This is a genomic window from Vibrio sp. 1F169, from assembly GCF_041439605.1.
Taxonomy (GTDB): Bacteria; Pseudomonadota; Gammaproteobacteria; order Enterobacterales; family Vibrionaceae; genus Vibrio; species Vibrio tasmaniensis_A.
Genome location: NZ_JBGOOI010000018.1, coordinates 59,808 through 71,867, shown reverse-complemented (window position 1 = coordinate 71,867; position 12,060 = coordinate 59,808). Strand labels below are relative to the sequence as shown.

Sequence of the window (12,060 nt, the reverse complement as noted above, 5' to 3'; positions counted from 1 at the left end):
AGATTAGGTTTTTTGGTGAAGTTTGTGTTTTGGGGAGTCACACTTGGAGTTCTGTAAATAAGTGTACGTTATGAAGCCAAAGTCAAAATACCAAGGGTAGCGAGTAAACAAGAGACTATTTTCGTTTTAAGGTTCGTGCGCTCTTTTAAAAAGAAGTAACCAAAAAGAATATCGAGGATGAAGGCTCCTTGGAATAAAACCATGACTAAACTAAAAGCGCTAGTGTTAAGCACTTTTAAGAGAAAATAGTAGCTTGCTGTTCCGCAAGTGGCTGTTATTACGGCGTTAAATAGAACTTTTTTGATTAACCTATAATGAACTTTAAATAGTAGAGGCGTCAAAAAAGCGGTTCCAGAAAAACCGATAAAAAGGATAACGCTAGTAGGTAAGTACAACGTAAGTACTTTATCAAAACCAATGGCTAGAGTGAGAAAGATTGGCGCGAGCCACGCGTGTAGATTGTTTGAAAAAAGAAGATTCATGTTGTTACTTGTGCTGATGAGCAGTGAAGCGACAAGTATCAGTATAACGCCAGTCATTTGAAGGAAAGTCAGTGTCTCATTTAAAAAGCTAACCCCGAACAGAGCACTCCAAATGATCTTTGTTTTAGAGATTATCGAGACAACGCCTAATTCAATTGAAGCACGAGCCCTAAAGGTTGAGTACGCAAACCCAAGCCATGAGAAAACACTGAATATACTTAAAAGCAACAGCTCCCAAAGTTCACTTGTATTGTCGAATTTTGTAGGGATTTGTTCGATTTCGAAGATAACAAACAGAGCAGCGAGTAAACTGCATGTGATTTGATAGGCTAGTAAATATTCATTACATAAAGGATTTTTCTTAAGAAAGACTCGTGAAATCCATTTGTCTAATGAACTTAAAGTCATAGCTAGAGCTAATATAGTGTAGGAACTTATCATTGTTTCTCAATGTGAATCGAGGTCTTGCATTTTATGAGTTCAAATAGTTTTCGGTTATTGGGGCTACTCTCTTCTCCTTTAGTAATAGCAACGTGATTATAATCAGTTTCAATTTTAGCTATGACATTTGGAATGACGCTTTGAAGCATGAGTAATTCGAAAACCAATTTACTTAAAGGAGTTCCGGGGAAAAACTCTTTCTTTTGAAACTCACCCGGCCAATGCGCCCATCCCCAATCTTCTATGATGTATATCCCACCTGATTTTAGATAAGGGAATGATGTCAAAAAGGCGGCTTTTGTTGGTTCATATAAATGGCTGCAATCATCAATAATTAGGTCTACATTTTTTTTTGGGGAAGTGTAATTCTAATATTTGAATGAGCTTGTCTGTATGATCTTGCTTTACTCCACAATAAGGCTCTATTACCGAGTGTGCTGAAGGCCCCTTTCGGTATTGACTTAAGGCTGGATGTTCTCGACGTTTGTCTATGCCTATGATGGATTCAGGGGTGTAAATCTTATCGAGTAAAACGAGACTCGCCCCGTGATATACCCCAAACTCAATAATGTTTTTTGGACTCCCCCAAGAAACCAAATGAAATTCAACTTCGTCATCAATGGAGAAGTGTTCTTCATTATGCCAGCGTATTTTATCTCAAGGGTCATTATAACTATTCATACTTAGTATAGGCCTGATAATTTCCATAGCCTGCAATGCTACTGTATGTAAAGATTTGATATTAATAAATTATTACTTAATTATTAATATAGTTGATATTTTTAGTTTATTCTCCTTAGATCGTTTTACTTTATTTAACGCTTCTTTCGAAAATTCAAAGATAGAGGGAACATAATGGATAAGTCCGAGCTAATATTAAAGACCACTAAGGAATTAAAAGACATAGCTGAATCAGGGGCTAATAAAATTGCATTGGCCATGCAAGAAGCAAAAAAAGCTAATTACATAATTTAATCATTAAGGTCGCCTATATCACCGTAGTGACCGATAAATAATTAGTGGTGGTAATTATTCCCTATTGTTAGTATCGGGTTTATTCTTTTTAAAACATTTAATGACTTAACGCTCAATAGCGACCGAGGGATTCATGAAAAAGACTAAAAGAAATTTAACTCTCGCTTCTATTGTGATCGTAATTATAATTATGCACAGCCAAAGAAATACGAAACCAAATTTTACTTTCCCGGAGTGCGAAGAAGAAAGAAGCGTTAATTCCAATGTCACCTTTTATATTGATAATCAGATTGGTAACAAGGAAGAGTTAAAAGGCAGATTGCAAGAAGCGGTAAAGATGTCTAATACGATACTGTCTAACTCATGCATCCCTATAACTCGTGTGTTCAAGGATAGCCATTCTGTATCAATATCTCATGACAGTATGTCTATCTCCTCTGTGCATTCAGACCTAAAACAAGCAATCAGTTCTTCGAAGGTAAACTCGTTTTTAGACGCTCCAAAAGAGCAGTACGTTTTGGTTTTAAGTGATAATCATCCATTGGTCATCGAAGAGGAGATTAATGGGATGACAATGGTTAACTTGAACGACAGCTTTGTACTGCTTGCGGAGGACTTCCCGATTACCGTGCTAGAACATGAGCTAGGACATTTAGGGTGGGCAATGCATGAACGGCCTAACTCTGAAAGTGGAGACTTTTGGATCATGGAACAGGTCTTTGCTGCAAATAGAAGTAAAGTAAAACCTTATTCTGGAGCTTTTCATTGTTCTAACTACGGGACAGTCATGAGTTATTCTGAAAAGGTTGTCCCTGCTTATTCAAGCCCTCTGATCAGCAACAACGGTGAACCATGTGGTAATGAAGAGTACGCGGACAATGCCAGAGTTATGCGCGAGTATGCGAAAACTTTGCAGTGAAGTGTCCACCTCTTCATCGTTAGAGCAGAGGTTGTTGAATGCTCCCCTAGTAAATGCACTGTATCAATATATTTTTTGTTCTGTAGTGGCTAAGTGAATTTGACCACTATTAGGGGTTTTGCTGTACCTAAAGTAATCCGTTAAATGCTAATTTAACAATACATATAACACGGAATTGTCCAGAGGCTTCATAGATCTGAAGCTTTACTCTTGGCACTTTCTTCAAAAAGTGCCAACTAGCTCAGATCTACCCGTGCGACGTGAAGTCGTATGAAGCGTTGTTCACCACGAAAGCGTGAACCATCTGTATCACCAGATGACCCTATGGCTCTGAATAAAGTAGCGAGCCAGACAATGTAACGAAGTCAAGTAACTACTTGGCGGGAAGTAAATCGTGAGAAGAACTTCCTCCTGACAACCACAAATCGGGTGAGTGCTAGGGAGTCAGTATGATGAACATATGTGAATCCATTTAAGGTGCGCCACATGAGAAGCAGCGGAAGTGGTTAATACGCTGTGGCCAAAAGGCAACGAGAGCGGGAAAGAAGTTGGGCAGTACTCTTTCGTGGTCATTAAGCTCTCCGCACCAGAGTGGGCATCTAACCTGACATTACGCGACATACGGAACACGGTAAGCCTGTATCATTCCTTCATGGGAAAGCTTTCTGCGAAGAAAGCCGATAGTGGTGCAGGTAGAGGATGCTGGAGAAAGCTAATGCTGTATTGTAATGATGCAGATACAGACTTATGTCTGGCACGAAAGTGAGCCTACTTCCAGCGGGTCTCCCGTTGCAAGATGATTTGAGGAACTTTATTAAAGGAGAAACGCAAATGATGACTTTATATAAAGTTAGTGCCTCTCCTAATGAACATCAACGCTACTCTTTAACCAGAATAGCTTTGGTCGTAAGTATTGAAGCTTCAAATGTGCATTGCAAAATCTGCCTTATTGGCAAGTGGGTGTACATAGTACGCCTTCGCGGAGGCTTGAGCCCAGTGCAGTGAAAGTTGCACGCTGGGTTCTTAGGAGAGCGGCACCTGGTAACAGGTGTCGCTTATCCGACCAAAATTGGTTAGTGATTTTACTCATTTATATCCTGTTCATGGGTTTTTGCCCTACTAGAAGTTATCCATTTTTCTAATACTGTTCGTCGTGAATTCCCGTGATGTATCAGGGGGCAAATTCGACTTGCCAACAATAATTTGCCTTCCCGCTCTACTTATTGATGTGATTTATCTGCACCCTCGTCTTTTCGGCCAAAGAAGCGTTATTTAAAGCGACGTATCAATACATTGGGGCCTATTTTTGCTTTGAGCGAGCAAGGGTGATTAGAGAAACGGTATGTTAGCTTGGCATTTACGCCTGAGCTTCAGTTGGAAACGGGCACTAGCGACACGTTTGTTTGTCACTATGATTGGCAAGACAATCATATTTGCAGTCTGATCTTACAATGAACCGTTTGAGGCTGCCGCGGGAATGCGGGCCAGCCTTGGGCGATGACGCTATCGCCCACTGCTACCGATTGGGTTATCGCTCGGACTTCACTGACTTGGTTCGAGTAACACGTGATCAAAAATCTTCTTAACGATGGGCGCACTATTGAATGAACCGCCACCGGCGTTTTCGAGGATCACCGTCACGACGATTTGCGGATCGTTGTATGGGGCAAAGCCGGTAAACAAGGCCAAATCTCTTAGGTGTTCGGGAATGTTTTCAGCATCGTATTCTTCGTTTTCTGCCAGACCGAAGACCTGACTGGTACCGGATTTCCCGGCGCTCTTGTAGGGAGCGTTTCGAAACACTTTTCTGGAGGTGCCTTTTTTACCGTGGTTCACCAAATACATGCCGTATCTGGCGAGTACCCAGTAGTTTGATGGTACACCTTCGATCGGCGGGAATTCGGTTGGCTCTTTGGCGGTCGACGCGTTGTGACCCGACACACTATCGAGCAACCGGATCGGTTTTTTTCGGCCATCATTGATTAGGATGGAAGTGGCATTGGCGATTTGGATGGGGGTAGTGGTCCAGTAACCCTGTCCAATCCCGATAGGGATGGTATCACCGATGTACCAAGGTTTATTGAAACGACTTCTTTTCCAATCTCTGGTTGGCATATTTGCCGACGTTTCCTCGAATATATCGATCCCGGTACTTTGGCCAAAGCCAAACATCATCATCCAATTGGAGAGTGAGTCAATGCCCATATCGTAGGCGATCTGATAAAAGAAGGTATTGACGGATTGTTCGATAGAGTGAGTCACGTCGACGCTACCATGGCCCCATTTGAGCCAATCGCGAAACGCGCGAGAGTTGCTGTTGGGAACTCGCCACGCGCCAACGCTGCGAATTTTGGTTCTCGGGGTAATGATCCCCTCATTGAGGGCGGCAACGGCAACAAAGGGTTTGATGGTCGAGCCTGGAGAATAGGTACCTAACGTGGCGCGATTGACCAAGGGTCTATCTCTGTCGTTGAGCAAGGCTTTATAGGCGGCCCTGGAGATGCCGCTGACAAAGGCATTGGGGTCATAGCTCGGACTGGACACCATCGCTAAGACGCCATTATCGCGAGGATCGAGCACCACGGCGGCACCTTTTCGACCGCCAAGCAGGTTATGGATGTAGGTTTGAAGCTCAATATCGATATTGAGGGTGATATCTTGACCAGGGATAGGCGGCACGTATTTGAGTACACGTATGACGCGACCACGACTGTTCACTTCGACTTCTTGATAGCCCACTTTGCCATGGAGCATGTCTTCGTAATAGCGTTCAATGCCAATTTTCCCGATGTTTCTGGTGGCTTTATAATTGAGCTCTTTCCCTTCACTGATGAACCTGTTGAGTTCCGACTCGTTCAAGCGTCCTACATAGCCGAGTGAATGGGTCAAAATATCGGCGTAGGGATAATGTCTCTTGAGCATTGCCATGACATCCACGCCGGGAAATTTATAGCGATTGACCGAGAATTTGGCGACTTGTTCGTCATTGAGGTTGTCCAACAGAGGCACGGAACTAAAACGTCGTGCCCGTTTGAGGTTTGTATTAAACCTTTCTTCTTGCTCTTGAGAGATATCGATGATTTCACGGAGTCTCTCAATCGTTTTGGGAATATTCTTTATCTTTTCTGGCACGAGTTCTAAGCTGAACACTGGCACATTCTCTGCTAAAAGGACGCCATTGCGGTCATAAATCAGCCCTCTGGTCGGCGGCAAAGGAATGATTTTGATACGATTAGAATTAGAGCGTGTCTGATAATACTGATGTTTTGTCACCTGCAGGTTATAAATGTTGAGAACCAGCAGCCCGGCCAGAAAGACAATACATACGAAAGCAAACACGGCTCGGTTTTTGAATAAACTGGCTTCCAGTTCATGATCTCGAAGTCTGCTTCTTTTACTCTTCATAATGTTCTTTTATTGTGGTCGAGTTGAATTGGCCACAGAAGTGAGCCTCGATTGATGGGTGCGTAGAACCAATCCCTAAATGGTTGATTCGGCGTATGTAATATCTCTTTTTTCTACTTCGGTTCGCGTCCTTTGGGGAGCGGGTATTGTCGCTCCGAGCATATGAAATACTATGTGGATGTCCATTTCAAGTCTGATTTGGCTTTCTAGGCTAAAACTGACTAAGCACCCCACTGATTATCAAGGAATATGAACGCAAAGCGTACAGCGTTTAATGGTTATTACCCTCAGCCTTCCAAGATGATGATGCGGGGGCGATTCCCGCAGTACGCTCTAAATCCATAAACCTAGTCGTACTATGACTGATATTTTTAATCACCCACCATTGTTTAAGCAACTTAACGCAGCTCTCACCATGATATGACGTCGAACCCATACATTATGATGTCGTGGTTGCTGGCGATGTTTAGAGATTGCCTATTGAATAGCACAGTCTTTCTATGTGTAAATATTGAGCATACCTTGAGGAGTGATAACCAAAATATATCGTGTAATACCTATATTTTTTCTAATACGTAATGGTCTAAATAGAGTAAATCGCCTAACAAACTTTTGTCCAGAGACGTGTTATGCCGCCATGCATTGGGACTGTGCTCTGGGTGTGCTCTGGGAAAAGATCGCCTTAGTGTTCACTTTTTGGGAGTGGTGTGATTACCGAAGGAGGTTGACGGTCTAAATAGAAATTAGATAGATTTACCGATGATGAATAATGTGTTCAAAGCAAAAAATGATGAGAGGATATTGTACTTCTCAAGCTTTATTGTTTCTGATGTTTTTAGATAGAAGCAGCGTAACTCCGCTCTTCAATACTACAAAGTACAGACTGGATACCGTTGAAGAACGGAAGTTCCAGTTGAATTTCTTTCAATAGGTAAATTAAATGCATTTAAGTGAAAAGAGCTTATTAGGAATGGAAAAAGCAAAAAACCAGTCTTAACTGAGGTTTTTTAATGAAACCAAGCCAACACCAATGTCCCATTTCATAATTGTCTCCGTAAATACTTATAAATATTGAAGCCGAGAGGGATAGAATGAAGCATTATCATGCGAATGATATGACTAAGCATTATTAATGCAGGCTCTAGTCCAAGATAAATGGCAGCGACAGTCATAGACTCCACACTGCCCGGAACCCACGACATCAAGAGTACGATGAACTCCTTATCAATTAGCTTGCTGAATATATATGCAAAAACAACTGTGACTGTAAGACTTAACGTTGTAGCAATAATCCCAGCTCGCGCATAAGAGAAGATATCTACAACGGTTATATCTTTTAGACGAATCCCAATTAATGCCCCTAGAGCGGATGTTGCAATAAAAACAAGCTCTGTCGGGACAAGAAAGTTGTATGACGGTAACTCAGAGTTCACAAACATAGTTGCTAACATCCCAGTCACCATATACGGTGCTGGAGTACCAATTTTATCGAGAAGCAAACCTGAAAAGTAGGCGAGGAAAAGTGGGAGAAGTATCCAAAGGTTGTCTAAGGAAATAGCCGGCCCAGGAACTGGTGAATTGTCCGCTGAGACAAGAAGAGCGGAAGCTATGATTAAGAAAATGAGTCGAACTGTGTGAGTGAAAATCACTTTACTAGAAGGTGAATTGTGATTTTCATTAATGACAAGAACCGCGGCCATCGCTCCCGGGACCGCCCCAAGTAGGCTTTCATATTTTGACCATTTCTCTCGCTTAGAAAGCCAGAGATACGAGGTGAGAACTTGTGCGGACATACAAAGGACGATTCCCACAAAAAGTAATATCGGATAACCCTTGGAAAGAGTCTGCATAGGGACGATTGAGCCCACTGTGGCACCAAGGATTAACTGTACTCCGGTCAATGTGCTTTTGGGAAGAGCTAGAGTAAACCCTGTTTTTACCGTTAACAAAAGAGCAATCAGGGCACCGAACATTACACCTAGTGGTATCTCGAAATATGTAAATAAGAGCGAGCCAACCAAAGCTATGAATGAGGCTAGATACATGTTTTGGTTTCCCCTTTTTTTAGCTTGAAGGATGACAATAAAGTGGAGATTTGGTTATTAATCATATCTATGTTATTGACTATGTAAAAATCACCACAAGTTATCCGCCCAAGAGCATACAAGCCCATTTGAATATCACCAGTTTCTGACTTAGCAGGCTATCAAGTACCGGATTGCTTCTATCGAGTGAACGTTGTATTCCTGTAGCATTGATGATGAAATCAAAGAAGTACTCCTTTTCTATCTGTCTCTACACAATATTGACCATTGTCTAATCGTTGAGCAAAGTCACTGGCAAGGTAAGATGTATCAGTGCCCGGAATGGAAACCTGATGAGGAAGCTAGTTCCACCCTTGTAGGAGTGGAACTATGGTCGATAATTAAAATGGACAGCTCATATAATCCTGAAGGATTATCTTTTTGGGAGACATTTTGCAGACAGCAGCCTAATTGCCTCTAAAAATCAGTGCGCATGTAGTGCAACTAAACTTTGTGACACAACGAGTAAGACAAGAGTACGAAGAGATATTAATGATGTTAGTGGTCTTTATCATATATACCAATGTCTTTTTTTAAATGGTCAGAAAGGTGTCTCACATCGAGAGATGCATTTTTATTTTTTCCACTTTTAAAATTATACCTTTTAAATTTAATCCGCAGATAGCGTAAATAGTCTCTAAACTTCGATTTTTTTTGAATTGTTTTCACTGACTTTTCATTTTTCATAGCAACGCACTCTTTTTTATAAGAAAAACCATAATTTTAACGACCAAAATTAATTGAAATTAAGTATCTTTAAACCCAGAAGCTTCGTCTTCATGAGAAAGTTGATTTGATACTAATTATGTTTACTTTAGGGACTGCTGCTCCTTTTCTCTTCAGTGAAAATAGTTTTATTTGTCTTTCCATGAAGAATTCCCTTATTGTTTTGTTACTTATTGCCAGAGTAAGTAGATAGTTACTTATTATTTTATAAGTTAACACAAAGGCTAAGATCTAATTATTTACATTTAATTTATATTCGTTAAGGGTTTATAATGAAAATCAGGATTAGATACTGTTCACGAAATGCCTCCAGTATATAAAAGGATATTTGATTGGTTTGATGCGATGGTGCGTTCTAGAATTTTTTCATTTCTAGCCTGTATTTTTGGGGTGAAAGTGCCCCTGTATTTTCAATTTTTGACCACACCCTACGCCAGTATTGCCATTCAGTCGAAGGTGAACGTGATCGTGCTGAGTCGTCTTTTGGGGCATGCTGAAGCGGAAACGACGCTAAAGTATGCGCATTTGGGACGTGAGGACGTGTGTCAGGCGGCCTCTCATGTGTCGGGTGTACTCGTTAAGGGGATGCGCTCATGAAGTCACTGTTATTCACTTCTAAAGTGATTCAATCTCTTCATTCAAAAACTCGAACGTATACGGTGTGGGATACCAAAATTCCCGCGTTAGGGGTTAGAGTCTATGCCGATGATCGCCGTTTCTATGTGACTTATCTACCCATTCCCAATAAGACGTTAGCGGCCGTGGGACAATTCACCCTAAAACAAGCCAGACAACACGTGCAAGCTTTACAGTCTTCTTTTTTAGAAAAAGAGACGAAACCGATACGGTTAATTCGCTTTGATGCTTTGGTGAAAGAAGAATGGACGGATAAGGTCTGCAAGGGATGGAAACTGAGTACACAAGGGACAGCGTCGAGCGCCTTAAGAAGGCATTTGTTGCCCGAGTTTGGACGTTTTCCTGTCAGCCGTATTGATTCGTTTCATGTGCATCGTTGGTTTGATGAACTCAGCCAGAATTACGCAGGGGCTGCCAACCGTAATCTTGATGTGCTTCGTTCTATCTTCAAATATGCGGTGAAACAAGGTTATTGCATGGAAAACCCTTGTGATGGTCTCAAGCAAAATCGTAAAAAAAAGCTCAATCGTTTTTTGAGTTTGGATGAGTTAGCGCGATTGGATAAGGCATTAACTGTGGTCAGCCAGCAAGGTAATCTGGAAGCGTGCTGTTGTCAGGTGCTAAAACTGGTGCTGTTAACGGGGTGTCGAATTTCAGAGGTAACAGGCCTACAATGGTCTTTTGTTAAAGGCAGGGAGTGGCACTTGCCGGACAGCAAAACGGGTGCGAAGGTGGTGTATGTGGGCAAGGAAGCGCAACAGCTCCTTTCAGACATATCCAAGCAGGCATGGTCGCAATGTAGCGAGTCACCTGATGATGTGTTTGTACCTTTACGTAATTTTGTGAGTCGGTCGACTAAGGTTAGTATGGTATGGCAACAGGTGCGAGCCTTAGCCAATATCGAGGATGTTCGTATTCACGACTTGCGCCATACCTTTGCCAGTTATGCGGTGCTAGAGGGGTATCCTATCCCAATGGTGTCGAAACTGTTGGGTCACACGCGTCTTTCATCCACGCTTCGTTACGCTCACGTGGATGAGGTGCAAGTATCGCAATCTGCTGAGGCGATAGGGGAGGTTATTAGTGGAATATTATCGGGTCAGCTTGTGAGTAATCCTAAAGCTCGAAAAGTGAGAGCATCCAAACCTAAGCCGATGAAATCTCCCCTCAAACGCAGAGTAAGACCTATCAAAGCAATACTGGAACTGACCGATGAGGAGGTTGAACGGTTTAGATATGAAGTGGATTTTTGGGAATGGTGATTAAAATATCTGTCGGAATAACATAAGTGCATCAAACTTTATGGCTAGGGTTTTGGTGAAATTCGTGTTTGAGGGCAGTCACACTTGGAGTTTTGTGAATAAGTGTACGTTATGAAGCCAAAGTTAAAATACCAAGGGTGGCGAGTAAACAAGAGACTATTTTCCTTATAAGGTTAGTGTGCTCTTTTAAAAAGAAGTAACCAAAAAGAATATCGAGGATGAAGGCACCTTGGAATAAAGCCATGACTAAACTAAAAGAGCTAATGTTGAGCACTTTTAAGAGAAGATAGTAGCTTGCTGTGCCGCAAGTAGCTGTTATTACCGCGTTAACTAGAACTTTTTTGATTAACCCATAATGAACTTTAAATAGTAGAGGCGTCAAAAGAGCGGTTCCAGAAAAACCGATGAAAAGGATAATGCTAGAGGGTAAGTACATCGTAAGCACTTTATCAATACCTATAGCTATAGTGAGAAAGATTGGGGCGAGCCACGCGTGCAAATTGTTTGAAAAAAGAAGACCTATCTTGTTATTTTTGCTGATGAGTAGCGAGGCGACAAGTATGAGCATAACGCCCAATATTTGAAGGAAAGTAAGTTTCTCATTTAAAAAGCTAACTCCGAAAATAGCACTCCAGATTATCTTTGTTTTAGAGATTATAGAGACAACGCCTAATTCAATTGAAGTTCGAGCCCTAAAGGTCGAGTATGCAAACCCCATCCAAGAGATAATGCTAAATACTATTAAAAGTAATAAAAATTTTAGGTCAACTTCGCTGTTGATTTGTTTAGAAACTTGATTTAGTTCGGAAATTATAAGTAATCCAGATAGTAAACTGCATGAACTCTGATAGGTAAATAGGTATTCATTATATGATGGTGTTCTTTTTAGAAATATTCTTGATATCCATTTATCCAGTGCGCTAAATGTAATGGCAAGTATCAAAAATAAATAAGAACTATCCATATTTTACTCAGGAAAACTAGTTGGTAAGGGTAGGATATATTGATAGTGTAATATTTCAACTTGGAAGCTGTATAAATTATAAATAATTAACTTGGGTTTTACATTGAGATGCATCAGGTTGATTGCGTGCGAGCTGAGTTCATTACGCACTAGTTAACGATAATTT

The 12,060-nt window shown here is 41.3% G+C and carries 10 protein-coding genes; 4 read left to right on the top strand and 6 right to left on the bottom strand.

Going from position 1 to position 12,060, the window contains the following annotated elements; translation table 11 throughout:
- Positions 1-68: 68 nt before the first annotated feature.
- Both ACED53_RS09935 and ACED53_RS09930 read right to left on the bottom strand, forming a co-directional pair.
- Positions 69-923 carry an EamA family transporter gene (locus ACED53_RS09935; RefSeq protein ID WP_017101256.1) on the bottom strand — a complete coding sequence of 285 codons (855 nt, stop codon included), beginning with the start codon at positions 921-923 and terminating at the stop codon, positions 69-71.
- The gene (locus ACED53_RS09930; protein ID WP_017101255.1) at positions 920-1,210 is read right to left on the bottom strand and encodes a hypothetical protein; all 291 of its coding nucleotides are present in this window, start codon (positions 1,208-1,210) and stop codon (positions 920-922) included. The genes ACED53_RS09935 and ACED53_RS09930 overlap by 4 nt, the downstream gene beginning before the upstream one ends.
- Before the next feature lie 821 nt (positions 1,211-2,031).
- On the opposite strand from ACED53_RS09930, the gene ACED53_RS09925 reads away from it, so the two are divergent.
- Both ACED53_RS09925 and ACED53_RS09920 read left to right on the top strand, forming a co-directional pair.
- Positions 2,032-2,817: a hypothetical protein gene (locus tag ACED53_RS09925; RefSeq protein WP_017101220.1), complete on the top strand. Its 786-nt coding sequence runs from the start codon at positions 2,032-2,034 to the stop codon at positions 2,815-2,817.
- 502 nt (positions 2,818-3,319) lie between these two features.
- Entirely contained in the window at positions 3,320-3,583 is a 264-nt protein-coding gene (locus ACED53_RS09920) for a hypothetical protein (RefSeq protein WP_102488805.1), read from the top strand.
- A 776-nt stretch (positions 3,584-4,359) separates the two neighbouring features.
- Here ACED53_RS09920 and mrdA read toward each other — a convergent pair.
- The 3 genes from mrdA to ACED53_RS09905 form a co-directional block, all read right to left on the bottom strand.
- A complete protein-coding gene (mrdA, locus tag ACED53_RS09915; RefSeq protein ID WP_102579816.1) occupies positions 4,360-6,222 on the bottom strand; it encodes a penicillin-binding protein 2 in 1,863 nt (620 codons plus the stop codon).
- A 1,040-nt stretch (positions 6,223-7,262) separates the two neighbouring features.
- Positions 7,263-8,267: an AbrB family transcriptional regulator gene (locus ACED53_RS09910; RefSeq protein WP_371715256.1), complete on the bottom strand. Its 1,005-nt coding sequence runs from the start codon at positions 8,265-8,267 to the stop codon at positions 7,263-7,265.
- Positions 8,268-8,804: 537 nt separating this feature from the next.
- The gene (locus tag ACED53_RS09905) at positions 8,805-8,993 is read right to left on the bottom strand and encodes a hypothetical protein (protein WP_017101218.1); all 189 of its coding nucleotides are present in this window, start codon (positions 8,991-8,993) and stop codon (positions 8,805-8,807) included.
- A gap of 507 nt (positions 8,994-9,500) precedes the next feature.
- Here ACED53_RS09905 and ACED53_RS09900 point away from each other — a divergent pair.
- A complete protein-coding gene (locus ACED53_RS09900; protein WP_371715255.1) occupies positions 9,501-9,629 on the top strand; it encodes a hypothetical protein in 129 nt (42 codons plus the stop codon).
- Positions 9,626-10,930 (top strand): tyrosine-type recombinase/integrase, encoded by a 1,305-nt coding sequence (locus ACED53_RS09895; RefSeq protein ID WP_371715254.1) that lies wholly within the window; start codon positions 9,626-9,628, stop codon positions 10,928-10,930. The genes ACED53_RS09900 and ACED53_RS09895 overlap by 4 nt, the downstream gene beginning before the upstream one ends.
- Before the next feature lie 109 nt (positions 10,931-11,039).
- On the opposite strand, the gene ACED53_RS09890 is transcribed toward ACED53_RS09895, so the two are convergent.
- Positions 11,040-11,894: an EamA family transporter gene (locus ACED53_RS09890; RefSeq protein WP_371715253.1), complete on the bottom strand. Its 855-nt coding sequence runs from the start codon at positions 11,892-11,894 to the stop codon at positions 11,040-11,042.
- Between the last annotated feature and the right edge of the window lie 166 nt (positions 11,895-12,060).